This is a genomic window from Verrucomicrobiales bacterium, from assembly GCA_016793885.1.
In the GTDB taxonomy this organism is placed as follows: domain Bacteria; phylum Verrucomicrobiota; class Verrucomicrobiia; order Limisphaerales; family UBA11320; genus UBA11320.
In genome coordinates this window covers 101,307-118,977 of the sequence record JAEUHE010000079.1, presented here as the reverse complement: position 1 = coordinate 118,977, position 17,671 = coordinate 101,307, and the positions used below count along the sequence as shown (strand labels likewise).

Genomic DNA, 17,671 nt, shown 5'->3' with positions numbered 1-17,671 from the left:
CCGGGTGGGTGGCACTCGCTTCGACGCAAGCCATGCCCATCCAAACTGTTGGGCATCTCGTTATTGCTCGATTCCCCTTTCTAGGGTTCCCGATTCTTCGCTGGCCGAGCGCTGACGCTGACTGCCAGCTGTTCTCCCATCTTCGTCTGGAAACGCAACCGGCTTCCGGAGAGCATCTCAGCGTCCCGACCGTCTCGGTTCAGGGTTACTGCCTGGTTGGGCCAAGGGTTCTGCAGGATGCACTCGCGACCCCGCTCGCTCTCGATGACCAGGGATTGCACCGTGCCATCCCGAAATTCGCTGCTTACCAGGAATGCGCCATGGGTTCTGAGTCGCCCGAATCGAGCCGGCTTCTGTTTGGGCCACACCGGAAACAACCGCATGATCCCGTCATGACTTTGCAGAAGCATTTCGTTGATCGTAGCGGGAACGCCTGAACAGTTCTCAATACCACCTCCGCCTCCGAAAATCATGAGGTTGGGGAATGTCGACGCCGTGAGCTGTTGATGGAGTTTGTTCAAAATGTCCTCCGGATCGTGTCCCACTCGCACGGCTCCCGGAAATGTCATGCTGAAGCCGTTGAAATGGCCGATCCATTCGGGTAGGGGCCAGCCTCGCACATCCTCACGAAGGACTTGAAGCATGGCGGGGTCGGATCCCAGGCCCAGGACTCCGGAGGGCCAGACCATTCCCATGAACTCGATTCTGGTGTTGTCCCGCTGAGGTCCGATGCGCTGCGACGCCGGTCCGGCGTCCGCCCCGCGGATGCGGCGCACGCCATCTACCGTCACCGTGGGAAAGTCGCTCAGCCGATTCAGGATGTCTCGCCACTTGCCTCGACGTTCGGCGTCGGTGCCGAGTTCCACGCTCATCTCCAAAATACCGTGAAACAGCGCTCTGACCAGCCCGAGCGAGAGGCAGTTGTTCTTGTCGCTCCCTCCGTCACCCACCTCGCCCGAGGCATCCTTCGTGATGACATAGCGTCCCTTTTCTTCCTGCAGGTAATCTTCCCAGAACAGCGCCGTTTCGCTGAGGAAGGGATAAACCTTGCGGGCGTAGTCCAGATCGTAGGTGTGTGAGAAGCGCATCAGCATGTTCATGGCCGAGAACGCCGCATTGCTCTTCTGGCCCAGGAACATCCGGTTGCCCTCGCCGGGGATCGAGTGTCCGTCTGGCATGAAGGCGGTTTCCAGTCCCTTCGGTCCCACACCCACGTCGTAATAGACACCCCGAGACTTCAAGTAATGTTTGGCGTTGGCTTGCGCGATAGGCAGGTAGTCCAGGATGGGTGTGTCGTAGGGGTCCGCCAGCTCGGGATGATTGGAGGAGAAGACTCCCCACCAGGGAGCTTGGTGGTTGTAATTCAGATGGTAGTCGGCCTGCCACGAGGGGCCATCGGCAGTGGTCCAGTTTCCGAAGAGCGATGGCGGGAACTTGGGATTTCGGCTGCAGGACGCCATTAGGTAGTGGGATCCATAGTAGAAACGTTCGACCAGCGGATCTCCGATGTCGATGAACGACTTGCTCCAGAACGCCCGCCACCACTCCCGATGCTGCTGGCGCAGTGAGTCGATACGGTCCAGGGAAAGACTCGCTACCCGCCGCTGAGCTTCCCGCAGCGGATCTTGGGATTCTTCGCTCGTGACGATGGAAGCAACGATGTAGGTCGGTCGCGCGGGTGAGAGGACAAAGCGGTCGGCCGACCAGCCATCGCCGCGGCTCCAGGGGAGCCCGGGCTGGCGATGGTTGAATAGCCGCATCGCCACGGCCGCCTCGCTCGTCCACTTCGAAGGTTTCTGCTCCAGGGCGATCGAGTTGGTGGTGGAGGTGAACCGGCGAACCGCCCAGTAGCCATCGGGAAGATTTCCGGTCGCGGTTTCCGCTTCGTTTCCAGTCATGGGCCAGAGGGTGACATCGACGCCCACGAGATCGGTTGGACGGAACGGGTCGTTGTCGGCGGGATTGCCTTCGACCGTGAGTTCGATCACCAAGAGGTTCTCGGTCGCGGCAACCCAGGATCGGAAGTGAATCGTGGCACCGGCTCGTGTGAACGGAGGCGGGTCCTCGGTTCGGATCGCGGTGCGGAGCGTGTGCCGCACCTCGGCGTTCTCCAAGACTTGCTCGGCCAAGTATTGGCCGTCGACCAGGGCCGGGATATGGATGTCGATGCCGCCGATGGGGCAGGGGCTGGCGTTGGGATAGATGGATTTGGATTTCCAAAAATCGTTTTTGGAAATCCAGAAGCGATGGCGTTCGGGGCAGTTGGTCACCGCAATGGATCGGGTGTTGACCTGGGCACCCCCGGGTTGTCCTAGGCCGAAGTAGCGCTGACGTTCGATCACACCGCCGATGGCAACTCCGACGTCCCCGTTCCCGAGTAGGGGGCCATCGGGAAGTTTGCGCGTAGGCATGAGGACCGGTGGACGCACGAACACCCCACGTTGTTGGGAGATTTTCTCCAGGGCCTCGCGACGGACCATAGAGGTGTGAGTTTCAGGGGAGGCGGCTTCAGCCAAGATCGAGGTCACAGCGACCATCAGAGCAAGGGTTTGAGGCATCATTGCCGGGGAGGATCCAATCATGCGTTAGAGCCTGACGGGCTAATCAAGGTCGCTATTCAGAGCGGAGACCCGCCGCCGGGGGCGATTGGCCGGAGATCAAACTGCCGGGAGTGCCGGGGGAACGGGTTTCGATGATCGGTTTCGATTCTTCCAACTCGCGTAGATAAGCCAGGCCCCGCCCAGGACCAAGCTCAGCCCGACAGCCATCGAGCTGGCCATCGCCAACGGGCGGTTGGGGCGCGACGGCCTGAAGGCGGGGCTGGCCGCATCGAGGAGTCTGGCCGGGTTTCCGGGATCGATGGCATCCGCGGCGGCCGAGGCGAGATACACATTGGCGATCTCGTTGGCGATGTCGGCGGCCTCCGACCGGTCTCGACTGTAGACCGACGTCTCGAGGATTCGGGTCGTGGGATGGACCTTCACGTTCACTTGTCGCTGGAGCAAGGCGAGTGCGACCTCGGGCGGCATGTCCTGCTCCATCTTGTGCTGTTCCGCAAAACGCCTGGGTAGGTTTAGGTTGGTGACGACCACGGAAAGTATCCGGCGGGATTGAATGATCTCGGCTTCGCTTTCCAAGAGCACCTTGGGCGAGGGTGGAATCATCAACCTCGTCTGGCTTCGATATTCCGGAGGGAGAGCAAAGACGACCGGGATTGTGCCTATGGGGATCATGATTCCGAGGAAGATCAGAGCGCCTCCCAGGAGCGAAGCTAGATTCCGTTTCATATCATCGACAGATTACGACTGGTGAAGGGAGGTTCACAACAAATTAGCGGCTATTCATAGCGATCCTCCACAGCCCTCGGAAGGGTGTGTGGTGATGTGAAGCCTGGTGGCCCTCGCGGAGTTGCCTCTTTGTTATCCTGAGCCTGGGGCAGGAATGGGCTCGAGCAGAGTCTCGCCCTACCTCGTTTAACGAGAGGCTAGGAGATGACCGGTTCTATGCCACGACCGGAGGTGCTGCGTCGGAACTGAGGCCGGCTCATTCGCCAGGCGACCAGGGTTTTTGGTCGACCAGCGCAACTCCTGGTTTCAGGAACTCGATCCGGCGCGATTTGTAGAGGGCTCCCAGCGCCTGTTTAAAGGCCTTCTTGCTGGTGTTGAACGCGAGTCGAATGGTTTCGGGGGAGCTGTCATCATCGAGGTCCATCTTTCCGCCCTTCTCCTGGAGTGCCTCGAGAATCTGATCGCGCAAGGACAGCACCCGCTTGTAGCCAGATCCATCCAAGTTGAGGTCGATCTTACCGCCGGGGCGGATGGCACGAACGAAGCCTTTGACCTTTTGCCCGGTCTCTAGGGTTGTGGATCGGCCGTTGTGGAATACCAGTCCGAGGTGGGCGTTCTCCACGATCGCGTTGTAGCCCAAGGGAGTTTTTCCCACGATGACCAAGTCGACCTGCTGTCCGACACGGTAGAGCGGTGCGGTGCGGTTGAGGTGACGGTTGAGTCGGGTGGTCGCGATAATCCGGTCGGTTTTGACATCCAGGTTGACGTGAACCACGAGTTTGTCGCCGACGCCGACGGGGAAATTCTGCTCGCGGAAGGGCAGCAGGAGATCCTTGCTAAGCCCCCAATCTAGAAAGGCGCCTACGTTCGGGTTTATCCCGACTACCTTAAGGCAGGCAAAGTCTCCGACACAGGCCAGCGGTCTTTCAGTAGTCGCGACCAGTCGATCCTCCGAATCGCGGTAGACAAACACCTCCAGCATCTCGCCGGCGACGGTGTTGTGCGAGGCGTAGCGTCGGGGCAGCAAGATCTCGCCCTTCTCCCCTCCGTCGAGGTAAAGCCCAGGAGGAGCTTGTCTTACGGCGCGCAGGGTGCAGATCTTTCCAATGATGGACATCGCCAGCAACCTAGCAGGCTCTGGGCGTTAAGGAACGCCTTTCTTTCCCGATCGCCCGCGGGTCGGTCACACCTTCTCAGGAACGATATACGGCGCGCGGTACGGACGCGTCAGGAGTTTGTTGGCCTGGTCATTCCGGATGAACTGCTCCTTCTTGGGATTCATGCGCAGCAGGGCACCCAATTTGAGCTGGTCCTGGGCAATGAACACTCCGTTGGCCGACAGGTGAGCCGCCATTCGTTCGAAGGTTTCCAATTGGTCCTTGTCCGACGCGATCTGCTCGCGGATTTCCTCGGGGGAGCTCTGCTTGCCGAGGAGGTAGGAGACGTTCCCCGTGTGGCAGAGGGCGCTGGACAGATGGCCCTCCAGGATGTCGGCATTCAGGTCGGTGTGCTTCCGGCTGCGGACGGCTTTGACGAAGTTTTCGTAGTGGTCTTCGTTGCCCTGCCACTTTTGGATCTGCTTGCCCTCATGGTCCACGGCCACGGCGCTCGAGTAGTTGGGAACGAGGACCATTCCACCTTCGCAGTGGATGATCACCGCGACACTGCCGCCATGGAACTTGTCCATGTTGCCGCTCCATTCCTTGTCCGTCTGGAACTCCTTGCCCTTGGGCAGGCCGCGTACCTCGAAGATCAAAGGAGCCTTCTTGTAGCCGTGCCATACGTACTGGGTGTTGGGTGTGTTGCCATCATCCACATAGCCCAGCCGCCCTCCCACGCTCATCACGCTGGGGGAGAGTTCTTTTTCCCCGAGGAACCAGCGGGCGATGTCCATCTGGTGGATGCCCTGGTTGCCGAGGTCACCGTTGCCCGTGTTGAAATCCCAGTGCCAATCGTAGTGGAGGTTCTTGCGCATCAGGGGCAGTTTCAAGGCTGGCCCGCACCACTTGTCATAATCAATTCCGGCGGGAATCGGCTGGGGTCCATCGACCTTTCCGATGCTGCGGCGGGGTTTGTAGCAGAGTCCGCGTGCCACGAGGATTTTCCCGAGGTTCCCTTTCTGCACCCACTCCACGGCTTGGCGGATCGCGAAGCTGGAGCGGCTCTGGGTGCCGGTTTGAACAATTTTTCCGTATTTGCGCGCGGCTTCGACGAGCTTGCGCCCTTCCCAGACATTGTGGGAAACGGGCTTCTCGACATAGACATCCTTGCCGGCCTGAATGGCCCAAATCGCCCCCAGGGCATGCCAGTGATTGGGGGTGGCGATCGAAACAGCGTCGATATTTTTGCTCTCCAGCAACTTCCGGATGTCGGTGTAGGTTTCCGCTCCGGGACGTTTCTCCGCTTCCGCCTTCAGAACCCGATCGTCGACATCGCAAAGCCCCGCGATGCGCACGCCGCCCACTTTGGCGAGGCCACCCAGATGGTCTTTGCCCCGGCCGCCGAAACCGATGACGGCGACTCGGACTGCCTCGTTGGCGCTCTTGACCTGGCCCCAGCTGCGCGCGGACCAGGAGAGCGTCGTGGCGGCGAGGGCGCTCTTGGTGAGAAAGGAACGACGGTTTAGCGATTTCATAAGTGGGTGATGTGGAAAGAATGGACGCGTTAGATGCGGTAGTATTTCAAAAAAGTTGAGGCCAGTCCGAACGCTACCTAGAACTGCACGGGGTTGATGGAGCTGTATTCCTTGTAGCGTTCAGCCACCTTAGCCGCCTCGGTATCGCCTTCGTGGACATAGAAACGGTAACGGAAGGTGATGCTGCGTCCGGCTGGGATGACCAGGTTGCCGGCACCTTTGGCCTTCTTTTCAAAGTCGTGAATGCCGAACGGATTGGCCGCAAACAGGCCGTAATCACGCACGTGCCAATGCGTGGGATGGCGCGGGTTGTGCGGGTGATCGAAGATGGCGACGCCCACACGCTTCCCCCCGATGAGGCCATGATAATCGCACCAGGCAGCTCGCTTCCCCCAGGTCGCGTCGTCCTTGACCCCGGTATCCTGGAGAATGGTTCCCACGGGCTTGCCGACATTGAACTTGTTGGGTTTTAAGCGCAGCGATTCGTTCAACCGGATGGCCATCGAGCCTTCCTTGGTGTCGCCGAGGACCAGTTCCTTGTTGCCGGCGAAGAGAGTGATCTCGAAGTCGAAGAGGCGTTCATTGTTGGGGCGCGTGTAAACCCGGAACATCCGTTCGTCCGTGCAGATCACGCCGCCTTCCGTGTTGACCCATTCGTTGGTGGAACGAATCCAGCCCGCAAATTTTCCCGATTTGATCTCCAGAAACTTGACGTGGCGGATGCTGCCGGCGGTGTCGCTCTCGGACCAAAAATCGAGACCGTTCACCGAGCCATGCGAGTACCAAAGGGAGCGATGATGCTTGTGATCCTGCTCTTCCCCCTCGGTCTTCTTCATGGGGAAGTCTCGCGTCATGGGCACTCCGGCCGGGCCCAGCAGGGGGTAGAAATACACGTGCGGGGCCCCTTTAAAGCAGTATTCGGTGAAGAGTTCCCCGTTGATCTCCACGCGAGCTTTCTCGGGTCCTTCGGTGATTTGAACACCTTCGGCCGCCCAGGAGCGCAGCGGAGTTGATAGGGTCCAAAGCGACAGAAAAGCACACGCAAGCGTGGACATTGACCAGAGCGGATTCATGGTCAAAGCCTATGGAAGACTTGCGCGGGGTCAATAGGAGAGTTGTGGATGGAGGCGCACCGGGTGCGATTAAATCCGGGTGAGGCTCGACCCCGTATGGAGTTCCGCCTTTAGGCGGTTCCCTGGGAATGGATGTCTGTTGGTTGGCTAAATTCTATGCCGCTAGGACAATTCCTCCGCCTTTCCGCCTGAAGGCGGAACTCCATACAAGGCGGAACTCCATAGAAGAGAACGATCGTACTATCCGACCTTGGAACAGCAACAGCCTCACCCGGATTTAATCACACCCGGCGCTGCCCCCCTCGGGCTTTGCGGCCACCGGTGCACCGTCAAGCCGCGTCGGTCGGCGAACCTTCGAGCTATTTCTGCGGGGGGGGCGGTTGCAGCAGCTTGCGTTGCTCCTGCACCTGTTCCTGGTTGATGGCGATCATGGCGCTTTGCTTTTGCTCCTGGGTCATGTCGGTGTTGACCTGCACCTGCTGACGCTTGAGTTGAGCTCGCTTCAGGATGTCGAACATCGGCTGGGTGAGGTTTTCGGCGGCTCCGGATTGCATCACGATCATCTGAGCCTGTCGGAACAACGGATCCCGGCTGAGAATGAGGCGTTCGTAGCGATCTTGTCCCAGAACTCCGGCGATGGCCTTTTCGCGCTGCCGGGTCAGCTGCTCGCGCTGCTTCGAACTCAACGATTCTTCACCGCCGTATTCCAGCTGGATCTGGTGATCGATCTGGTCGGTGGCCCGGAAAATTTTACGAAATTCATCAGCCCCGATGCCGAGGCCGCGCAGGTCTTGCCGGAGCTTGCTCGAATTGTGGGAGAAGCGCAGGAGGAACTCCTCCAGCCCCTCCCGATCCAGCACCACCGACAAGTCTTTGCGGGTCATATCACGCAGCTTGGCCAGTTCCACCTGGCTGCTGGCCTGACCTTCGTTGAACCGGCCCATCAGGTAATCCTGGTGACGAGAGACGGATCGGGCGCAGATCTCCTGAACCGCCATGTAAGTTTCCACCGGAAGCCCTCCCAACACGGGACCGGTGAGAGCCACAGTGTGATTGGCCAGCGAGGGCGCATTGTCCTCCTGCTCCCAGTTCTCGCCCAGCAGTTTGGTGAGCAGCTCGCGTCGTTCCAGAACCAGCGTTTGCATGCGCGATTGGAATTCCGGATTGTAACCACCCGCGGTCATGCGGTCGTCCGGCTGCCACCATTTGAAGTCATGCTTGACGGATGCCTCGAGTCGCCGTTGGTTGAACAGCTCATTGGCATCGTGAAAAATAATCTGGCGGATCATCTTCTCCGGGCAGCCAACGCGACGCAGGTTCTCCAGATAGCCACCATAGGAGGCAGTCTCGATGTCCTGCCAGCCGAACTGCTTGCCAGCGGGTGGGGCAGGTGGGGTTGGGGCGGTGACGTTCGCAACCGAGCCGGTCGAGCCGGTCGTCTCGACTGGGAGTGTCGCAGCAGGGGTGGAGGTCACTGTGGTCGGGGCAGTGTTGGAAGGGGAAATCGAGATCGGAGGGGCGGGCAGGCTGGACAGAGTAGCCGGCGGCGGGACCGACGACTTGGACCCTGAACCGGCCACAAAGACGATGAGCGCCACGGCGAACGCGACATTTAAAACCACGAATCCGATGAATAACCCACGGCTGCGCATAGAGTTTCACCAATTCTAATGCTGAATTTCCCCTTTTCCCAAGGAGAAATTCCCGTAAGTTTGTCCTATGACGTTGATCGAGCAACTGACGCAGCTGGCTCGGGGGGCGAAGCAGGCCTCTCGGCAGCTGTCACAACTCCGGACCGCCGACAAGAATGCGGCCCTGGAGGCGATGGCCGATGCATTGGAGTCCAACACCGAGGCATTGCGCTCAGCCAATGCCAAGGACATGCAGGTCGGCCGGCAGCTGGGGCTGACCCCGGCTATGCTGGATCGGCTTGAACTGAATTCGGCCCGAATCCAGGCAATGGCTCGCGGGTTGCGCGAGGTTGCGGCCTTGCCTGATCCGGTGGGCCGCTTGCTGGATCAACGCACGCGTCCGAACGGCCTGCGCATCGACAAGGTTTCATCCCCGATCGGGGTGGTCGTGATCATCTATGAATCGCGCCCGAATGTGACGGCGGATGCCGCCAGCCTGTGCCTCAAATCCGGGAACGCCTGCATTTTGCGCGGGGGAAAAGAAGCCCTGAACTCCAATCAGATGATCGCCGAACTGATGGTGTCCGCAGCGAGAGCCCGGGTTCCTGGATTTCCCCGCGGGGCGATCCAGGTGGTTCCAACCCCGGATCGCGAGGCCATCCCGGTCCTGCTTTCGCTGACGGAATATGTGGATCTGTGCATGCCGCGGGGCGGCGAGGGTTTGATTCGAGCGGTTACTGAATGTTCCAAGGTGCCCGTCATCAAACACTACAAGGGTGTCTGCCATGTTTACGTGGATCGGGATGCCGATCTGGCGATGGCGGGACGCATCGTGGTGAACTCCAAGTGCCAGAGACCGTCCACTTGCAACGCCATGGAAACCCTGTTGGTTGATCGTCCGGTGGCTGGCGCCGTGTTGTCATCCTTGGTTGCGGATCTCGCTAACTATGCCGTTGAGGTTCACGCCGATGCTGAATCGATGCAGTGGCTGAAGGACTCAGGACTGAAGGTGGTCGCGGCTTCCTCGGCGGACTACTCGACCGAGTACAATAACTTCATCATGAACATCCGGGTGGTCGACGGAGTGAGCGAAGCGGTCGATCACATTGCCCGCTATGGCTCAGCGCATTCGGACAGCATTGTTACCAGCAACCAAGCCACCGCCCGACGTTTTATGGCGGAGGTGGATTCAGCCGCGGTCTACTGGAATGCTTCGACCCGGTTCACCGATGGCGGCGAGTTTGGCATGGGAGCCGAGATTGGAATCAGCACGGACAAGGTGGGAGCGCGCGGTCCCATGGGGTTGGAAGAGCTGACGACTTACAAGTGGCTGGTCTATGGTGAAGGGCAAATCCGTCAATGAATTCCCCTGAATGGAGCCGGGAGCAATCGGCCCGCTGGGTTCGTGATCAGATCCCGCCGGGAGGTTTATTCGCCGATCAGCATTGGCGCATCTCCCCAGTACCGTTGGCCCTGCCGGCTTCGATGGTCGCTGAGCTGGAAAGCCTGGGGCGGGTGCTGCTGCAGTTCTACAAAGCCATCAACCTCCTGTACCGTCAGAGCGTGGCCGGCAAGCAGCCCGAGTGGATCGCTCATCTGTACGATCAGGGCAAGCCCGCTTCGCTGCTCGACTGGCAGCGTCATCCTGCCTTCAAGGGGGAGCTTCCGCGCGTTATCCGGCCGGACTTGCTGTGGACAGAGCAGGGATTCGCGCTGACGGAGCTGGACAGCGTGCCGGGAGGCATCGGATTGACGGCGTGGCTGCATCGAACTTACTCCCAACTAGCCCTAGCCGCCCAGAAGGGGAATACCGCGGGGGAGCCCCGGCTGATCGGTGGCCCGGACGGGATGGTCGAAGGATTTCGGAGCATCTTTGGTGATGCCCGGCGCGTTCATGTCGCCGTGTCGGCCGAGTCTGGCTCGTATCGTCCCGAGATGGAGTGGCTGTGTGGTGAACTGGGCAGAGAACGTTTCCAGGTCACGGGAGTGGATGCGGATCCGACTGAGGATGGCGACGCGATCTATCGTTTCTTTGAGCTTTTCGACCTGGCGAACATTCCCGCATCGGGCGCCTGGCTGGAGAAGGCGGCGGAGAAGCGAATCCGGCTGACTCCGGCTTACAAGCCGGTCCTCGAGGAAAAGCTGTCCCTGGCCTTGCTCTGGAATCGCAACTTGCGGAGCTATTGGCGGCAGGAATTGGGTGACGGTTTCCTGACGCGGTTGCAGAAGATCGTCCCGTATTCGTGGGTCGTGGATCCGACGCCCTTGCCTCCCCATGCGGCCATTCCGGAGCTGGGGCTTACCGATTGGCAGCAGCTCAAGCAGCTATCGCAAAAGGAGCGTGATCTGATTTTGAAGGTGTCCGGTTACTCCGAGGAAGCCTGGGGTGCGCGCGGGGTTTATCTGGGCAGCGATCTGTCGCAGGCGGATTGGTCGTCGGCGGTGGACAAGGCGGTTGGCCACTTTGATCGTTCTCCCTTCGTGCTCCAGCGCTATCACAAGCCGAAGGTGGTGGACTTTTCTTACCTCGATTTTACGGCGGGCCAGGAAGTGCCTATGCCGTCGCGAGTGCGGCTTTGTCCCTACTATTTCGTGGCCGGCGATGGTGATGCGGCGCGCGCCCAGCTGGGCGGGGTGCTGGCCACCGCCTGTCCGGCCGACAAGAAAATCATTCACGGCATGCGGGATGCCGTGCTCGCTCCCTGTTCCATTCAGTCTCCACTCTAGCAGGCAGACCGGGGGTGTCGGTGCCCTCACCCGCCTTGATTGATTCGGAAACGGGCCACCACGGTCTTACCTGCGCCCACGCTGGTGGGACAGACGAATCCATAGTCGATGCGGGCTAGATAATAAAACAGGTAGAGCGAGTTTTCTGAATGGATCGCGCCGTGGAACAGGTCGGTTTGAGCGAACTGCATGATCAGGATTTGGCAGGTGGATTGATCCTGAGGAAATGCCCTTCGGAGTATGGCCTCGAAGGCGGATGAAAGCTGGGGATAGTCGACCCGGAGGGAGCTGGCCAAAAAGCCAGCGTTTCCAGCGAAATATTGGAGAAAACAATCCCAGGAACACTCGTAGTGCTGGTCGTCCTTTAACCAGTTTTCCAATTCGATCAGCGGCATGGCCCAGTCTGGCGATCCCGAGCCGATTGGCATTCCGCTGTCGGTCCCGAATCGCGGTAGGAACCGAGGCAGTTGCTCGCCGGGGGCATAGGGAGAAAAAGCCTGGTGCTCGGTGAACAACGGCGCCTTCGGTGGAGCAGACATACTGGCGTCTGGCACATCGGAGAAGCCGTAGTCGGAGGTCGAAGCAACCAGTCGATTCGATTCGCAGGGTTCGTCCGACCCCGGTGGAGGGAGTAATCCGTCGAGGTCGGCATTGTCTTCGATCTCGACGAGGTGTTGCGCCTCTTCCGGGTGGGCCTGGAGATAGGCGATGGTGACTGGGTGTTCTGGGTCCCACCATGGGTAGGGAGCCCAGTCGATGGGGGAGCCATCGCAGCCGGGGGTTCCGCATTCGAGGTAGAAACCGCCCCCGCTGACCTGGAGCACTCGGACGGATCGGCCCTCGAATTCCTTCTCGCAGTGCAGGCACCAGTTCTTGTGGTTTAGATTCGGCCATTCGACACCGAAAGCATGTTCTTGTAGCATTGTTAGTTTGGTACGGTCGGAGACCGTGGTGTAGGTGAACTTCATAAGTGACTCCTTGTATCGAACACATAAACCAGGCCGTTTGGCGGTGGCAATAAAAAAGGTGGTTAAAAACGTCACAACTCTGGAATTGCCCAGCCGGCGGTGGCCGCCTTATTGATAAGAGTTGTGAATCATCCGAGCAGCGACCAACCCGGTGAGACCAGGCCCTCAGGCACGCCTTCCTCGTCAACAGGCGGGGTTAAGTCTCTGCCGCCTCCGCTGCCTCCGTCGAACCAAGGGCGAAAGCGATTTCGGTTGGGGATCCTGGGGATGCTGGCCATCGCTTTGGCGTTGATGGTGATTCTTTTCAAGGTTGGTTCCTTCCTCCGCGCATCGAGCCACTCCGCGCGCCCTGCCAAGTCCGAGGCGGGCGTGGCCTATCGCAACGACCGAATCGCCTCCGAACCCTGGTCGATCCATGTCGTTCAGGTGGATCGGTCCCGCCCGGACCTTGGTTTTTATTCGGCGCATGCGCGCAACCAGATCCTGGGTGTGAGCCTGCTCGCGGATCAGGCCCGGGCCATTCCTGCGCAGGTGGGGCAGGCCATCGCGGGGGTGAATGGGGACTTTTACATTCGGGATCATCCCACCTATACCGGCGATCCGCGGGGCATCCAGATTATCCAGGGCGAACTTATCAGTGGGCCGAGCACGGTCTGCGTGTGGTTCGATGCCGCGGGTAATCCGCACCTGGACGAGGTGAAGGGCCGATTCGAGGTGACCTGGCCTGATGGCCGCCGAACCCCTTTCGGTCTGAATGAAGAGCGGACGGGAGGTTCGGCGGTCCTCTACACCCCCTCGTATGGATCTTCCACTCGTTCGCCGAGAGAGGGGCGGGAGATCGTTCTGGAACGCGATGGGGACAATCCTTGGTTGCCGCTGCGCGCCGGCCAAAGCTATCAAGCGCGAGTCAAGCAGGTGAGAGAGGGCGGAGACTCCAAGATTGCTCCCGGGACCTTGGTGCTCTCCTTGGGCACTCGTCTCGCCCCCCTGGCGGAGGCGGTTCCGGTTGGAACGGTCATCCGGCTTTCGACGGCCACCACGCCCGACCTCAGCGGAGCCCATGCAGCCATCGCTGGAGGGCCGGCGATCATCAAGGATGGCGTTCCCTTCAAGCTCACGCAGCAGCCGGCGGGGACCTCGGGAAACTACAGCGAGGCGTCGAAGTATCAGCGTCATCCAAGGTCGGCGATTGGATGGAGTCCTACCCATGTTTATTTGGTGACGGTGGACGGCCGTCAACCGGGACTGTCGGTAGGTATGAAGCTCGCCGAGTTGGCGCAGTACATGGTCAAGCTGGGCTGTACGGACGCGATGAACCTGGATGGAGGCAAATCGGCTCAGATGTGGATGAAGGGGCAGATCATGAACGATCCCTGTCAGGGTGAGGACACGGTGGCCAACTCCATCTTCGTGATTCGCAAGCCGACCGCGCCTTGATTGCCAAAGTGGGGCTTGTTTTCGCTCCTAACCTACCTTACTTATCTTCAAGGCCTTCGGCCATGTCATGAGCGATAAAGTCCTTGTTATAGTGCCGACTTACAACGAGCGGGAGAATCTTCCGCCCCTGGCGGCCAAGGTCATGTCGCTGCCAGCCCACGTGGATTTGCTGGTGGTGGATGACAATTCGCCGGATGGCACAGGGCGGATCGCGGACGAGCTTGCCGCTGCCAATCCTCGGGTTCACGTCTTGCATCGTCAGGAGAAGGACGGTCTGGGGCGGGCTTACATCGCGGGCTTCAAGTGGGCGCTGGCGAAGTCTTACGATTTTGTGTTCGAGATGGATGGAGATTTTTCCCACAACCCGAGCGATATTCCGTCGTTTCTCGAAGCCGCCCAAAAGGCAGACTTGGTGTTGGGCTCGCGCTATACGGATGGAATTCGCGTCATCAATTGGCCTCTGAACCGGCTGCTGCTCAGCATGGGCGCCGCCATGTATGTGCGGTGGATCACGGGAATGCCGTTCGCGGATCCCACCGGTGGCTACAAATGCTTTCGTCGTCGAACGCTGGAGAGCATCGATTTAGACGCGGTGCGGTCCAACGGGTACAGCTTTCAAATCGAGATGACCCACAAGACTTGGCGGCAGGGATTGCGCGTGCTCGAGGTGCCGATCATCTTCACCGACCGCTTTCAGGGGAACTCCAAAATGTCGGGGAAGATTGTGAAGGAGGCGCTCTGGATGGTGTGGAGACTGTGGTTCCAACACGGGCTGAGGCGGTCTCCGAAGGCCCCGAGCGATAAACCTAACAAGGAGCCGCGGAAGCCCCGCTAGCAAACAGCGCCGTCGCGATGGCACGGATGGTGTGAGGTGCGGAAGCCTTGGGAGCGGGGACATATTGCCCACGGACCACGCGGACCACACGGATCCGAGGAGAGACCGCAACCCCGACCGCGGGTGCGGGGCGAGTGGACGGGACGTCCGAAGGGAGGTAACGAGGCTTGGTTCATGGAGGGGAGATGGCTATGATCGGGCTGGTCGGCACGATCCGTCGGCTCTCACTGATTTAGTGCTCCTCCGCGCCCTCCGCGCCTCCGCGAGAAAAGATCCCTCCCCTGACTCGGAAGGACTGCCGGAATCTCTCGCGGAGGCGCGGAGAACGCGGAGAGGAAAGAGTTCATGGAGAGCCTGTCGGAATCGTCCCCCTCCCGACTCCGAGTCGGGGTGATTGCTAGCTCGCGGAGGCCAGGGTGTGGTTGGGGCTCATCGCTCGGATCGCCCCTTCCACTGCCTCGATTGTGCTATCGGGCGTGGAGGTGCCCGCGGTGAGCCCGACGGTTTCCGCATCGCGAAACCATTCCTGCTTCAGCTCGTGGGCGCTTTCAACCTGTTCCACCCGGCGGCAGTGGCGTCGGCAGGTTTCCACCAACTCTCGGGTGTTATTGCTCTGATGTCCGCCGACCACGACGACAACGTCGCATTTGGTTGCGAGTTCAACCGCCGCCGCCTGCCGTTGTTTGGTGGGCTGACAGACGGTGTCCTTGAACCGAATCTCCGACCGGGGGAAGCGTTCTCGAACCAGCTGCACGAGACGACGGACTTTATCCACTGGCTGAGTCGTCTGTGCGACGATTCCAATTTTGGGGTGCTCTTCGAGCGTTAGAATATCCTCCTCCGACAGGATGACATCGTGGTGCGTCAGGTCGCCCGTCATGCCTCGCACTTCCACGTGATCTCGTTTGCCGATGATGACGGGATAGAACCCGTCCTTCACCAGCTGATGCAGCGCCGCGTGCGCGACGTGGACGAGCGGACAGGTGGCTTCGATGACCTGGTGTCCCTGACTGCGAATACGGGTCTTGGCGGATTCGGAAGCGCCGTGCGCGGTGATCATGACCACGGGAGTCGACACGCTGGCCAGCTCGTGTTCGATCTGGACACCTTTTTGGCGCAGCTCCCGAATCACTACGGGATTGTGCACCAGATCTCCCAGAATGGTGACCGGCTGGCGGCGGCTTTCAGTGACAGCGAGCGCGATTGCATCGCGAACGCCAAAGCACATGCCTAAATGTTCGGCACGAATAATTTTCATGCGTTAGATACCTTAGATACTCAACTGCCTGGAGGAGGTATCGGCAGAAAATGACTTCCTTACAGCACTCTCTCCTGGTTGCTCACTCACCCAGTATACTCGCAGAATCAGACAGTCCGATCGCAGCTTCGTTCATGGAGAGGGGAAGAAAACAAGTCCGACGGCCTGCTAGGGGGACACGAGGTGCCTTTCGCGCGGGGGGATCGCTTGGCGGGGGGGGGCGCCTCCGCGGCGCGAGCCTGGCATGGTGGGTGACATCTGGTTGATATCAGGACACCAACGTGCGGCCTTCCTGACGGGCCAGCTCGCAGACGGTGTGGTGAAGCTGCCTCGCGATTTCTTTTCGCGAGAGACCTTTGGGCAGTGCGGGCGCGAAGCGAACAGTGGCCTGGATTTCCTTGAGGGTGAACAGATGCAGGAGATGCGGAGCGAAAGTCATGTCCTTCCAGTAAGCCACATCCTCCGAAGCGTCGCCTCCGGGGACCACGTAACCGATCCAGGCGGGCGAAACGGACCATTGGTTGGCCGCTGCCGGCTCGAACAGCGAGGAATGAAACGGAAGAATGCGATCGCCGCCGGTGCTGGTGCCTTCCGGGAAAAGAACGATGGGGTTTCCGTCTCGGATGATGGGGGCAAAAGCCTCCGCGAGGCGTTTCACATCGGACCGCTGCTCACGTTGGATGAAGAGCGTGCCGGCGCACCGAATCATTTGACCTACGATGGGCCAGGATTTGACCTCTGCTTTGGACACGAACACAAACGGGCGGCAGGCGGCATAGACTACGATATCCAAGTAGCTGAGATGGTTGCTCGCCATCATTCCCTCGGAGGGAGGAGTTCCGTGCATCGTCAGGCGGACCCCGAGCAAATTAAGGAAGGCATTTCCCCACCGGCAGCACCACTTCGCGCGCAGCCGCATGTCTCCGGCTCGGCCGGTGAGCCAGATTCGAAGCAGGAAATCCAGCACGCACGTCAAGGCGATAGCACAGAAGCCGATCAAGCGATAGAGCAGTCGGAACGAGGCACCCATGGATGGACTGAGACGAGGGTTCGGCGCGGGTTAGGTGAGATACTTCAACACCGTATTTCGTGGAAGCTCATCCAGGTCCAACAGGGTTAGGAAGTCGATGGTCTTGAACTCGCGGTCGATGGCGGGTGGGCCACAGATTCGGGCACCGAGGGAGAGATACGCGAGGAGCAGTTTGGGGACCTTGGGGGACCGGTCCGCCAGCGTGTCGAGGGGACAACGATAGGCCTCCTGCGGTTGGGTCCGCCATTCGGTGGGAGCGAGATAGGACTTTTCCAGATCGCCGTACATCGCCGCCCCTACTCCTGGGTCTTGGGAGGTGAGCGAACTGCAGCCGATCAGGTATCGGCCCTGATGTTCCCGTGCATAGGCCGAGATTCCCTTCCAGAGCAGTCCGAGTACGGCCAGGTTGCGATGGTCGGCATGCACGCAGGCTCTACCCAGTTCAACAATCTCACCGCGCCGGGGTTCGAACGGGCTGAAATCGAATTCTTGCTCGCTGTAGTATCCCAAACACGCCTTGGCTTTCGCCCCAGTCTGCAGTCGATAAGTGCCCACCACCTGAGCCGAGCGGGAATCCTCGACCAAGAGGTGATCGCAGACCTCATCAAAAGGATCGGCATCCAGGCAGGTCTCGTAAGAACTGTCCAATCCCTCGTTGAGTTCGAGGTTAAAGACTTGAAAGCGAAGCTCTTGAGCTGAACGAATCTCCTTCTCGGAGCTGGCCAAGCGTAATGTGTAATGCGATCGAGCCTCGCTGCGTGCGAGGATGCGATCGCCCATGGAATTAGGG

The 17,671-nt window shown here is 59.8% G+C and carries 14 protein-coding genes; 4 read left to right on the top strand and 10 right to left on the bottom strand.

What is annotated here, in order from left to right; all coding sequences use genetic code 11:
• Positions 1-80 precede the first annotated feature (80 nt).
• The 6 genes from JNN07_09745 to JNN07_09720 all read right to left on the bottom strand — a co-directional run bounded on the left by JNN07_09745 (position 81) and on the right by JNN07_09720 (position 8,647).
• Positions 81-2,582, bottom strand: coding sequence for a hypothetical protein (locus JNN07_09745; GenBank protein ID MBL9168011.1), 2,502 nt, complete (start codon positions 2,580-2,582; stop codon positions 81-83).
• A gap of 75 nt (positions 2,583-2,657) precedes the next feature.
• Entirely contained in the window at positions 2,658-3,287 is a 630-nt protein-coding gene (locus JNN07_09740; protein ID MBL9168010.1) for a hypothetical protein, read from the bottom strand.
• A 256-nt stretch (positions 3,288-3,543) separates the two neighbouring features.
• On the bottom strand, positions 3,544-4,404 hold the full coding sequence (locus JNN07_09735; protein ID MBL9168009.1) for a GntR family transcriptional regulator: 861 nt from the start codon (positions 4,402-4,404) through the stop codon (positions 3,544-3,546).
• A gap of 66 nt (positions 4,405-4,470) precedes the next feature.
• Entirely contained in the window at positions 4,471-5,922 is a 1,452-nt protein-coding gene (locus JNN07_09730; protein MBL9168008.1) for a Gfo/Idh/MocA family oxidoreductase, read from the bottom strand.
• A 77-nt stretch (positions 5,923-5,999) separates the two neighbouring features.
• A complete protein-coding gene (locus JNN07_09725; protein MBL9168007.1) occupies positions 6,000-6,995 on the bottom strand; it encodes a PmoA family protein in 996 nt (331 codons plus the stop codon).
• 359 nt (positions 6,996-7,354) lie between these two features.
• Entirely contained in the window at positions 7,355-8,647 is a 1,293-nt protein-coding gene (locus JNN07_09720; protein MBL9168006.1) for a hypothetical protein, read from the bottom strand.
• A 67-nt stretch (positions 8,648-8,714) separates the two neighbouring features.
• On the opposite strand from JNN07_09720, the gene JNN07_09715 reads away from it, so the two are divergent.
• Both JNN07_09715 and JNN07_09710 read left to right on the top strand, forming a co-directional pair.
• Complete coding sequence (locus JNN07_09715; protein ID MBL9168005.1) at positions 8,715-9,989, top strand: glutamate-5-semialdehyde dehydrogenase; 1,275 nt, start codon at positions 8,715-8,717, stop codon at positions 9,987-9,989.
• Positions 9,986-11,353: a hypothetical protein gene (locus JNN07_09710; GenBank protein ID MBL9168004.1), complete on the top strand. Its 1,368-nt coding sequence runs from the start codon at positions 9,986-9,988 to the stop codon at positions 11,351-11,353. Before JNN07_09715 ends, JNN07_09710 begins: the two co-directional genes overlap by 4 nt.
• Positions 11,354-11,379: 26 nt before the next feature.
• On the opposite strand, the gene JNN07_09705 is transcribed toward JNN07_09710, so the two are convergent.
• Complete coding sequence (locus JNN07_09705) at positions 11,380-12,276, bottom strand: hypothetical protein (protein ID MBL9168003.1); 897 nt, start codon at positions 12,274-12,276, stop codon at positions 11,380-11,382.
• Between the two features lie 168 nt (positions 12,277-12,444).
• Here JNN07_09705 and JNN07_09700 point away from each other — a divergent pair, with 168 nt between their 5' ends.
• Positions 12,445-13,758 carry a phosphodiester glycosidase family protein gene (locus JNN07_09700; protein MBL9168002.1) on the top strand — a complete coding sequence of 438 codons (1,314 nt, stop codon included), beginning with the start codon at positions 12,445-12,447 and terminating at the stop codon, positions 13,756-13,758.
• A gap of 67 nt (positions 13,759-13,825) precedes the next feature.
• Positions 13,826-14,593, top strand: a complete 768-nt coding sequence (locus JNN07_09695; GenBank protein MBL9168001.1) for a polyprenol monophosphomannose synthase — start codon at positions 13,826-13,828, stop codon at positions 14,591-14,593.
• A gap of 397 nt (positions 14,594-14,990) precedes the next feature.
• Here JNN07_09695 and ispH read toward each other — a convergent pair whose 3' ends face one another.
• From ispH to JNN07_09680, 3 genes are all read right to left on the bottom strand, one after another.
• On the bottom strand, positions 14,991-15,851 hold the full coding sequence (gene ispH / locus JNN07_09690; GenBank protein ID MBL9168000.1) for a 4-hydroxy-3-methylbut-2-enyl diphosphate reductase: 861 nt from the start codon (positions 15,849-15,851) through the stop codon (positions 14,991-14,993).
• Between the two features lie 268 nt (positions 15,852-16,119).
• The gene (locus JNN07_09685; protein ID MBL9167999.1) at positions 16,120-16,881 is read right to left on the bottom strand and encodes a 1-acyl-sn-glycerol-3-phosphate acyltransferase; all 762 of its coding nucleotides are present in this window, start codon (positions 16,879-16,881) and stop codon (positions 16,120-16,122) included.
• A 30-nt stretch (positions 16,882-16,911) separates the two neighbouring features.
• Positions 16,912-17,661 (bottom strand): GNAT family N-acetyltransferase, encoded by a 750-nt coding sequence (locus JNN07_09680; protein ID MBL9167998.1) that lies wholly within the window; start codon positions 17,659-17,661, stop codon positions 16,912-16,914.
• Positions 17,662-17,671: the final 10 nt, after the last annotated feature.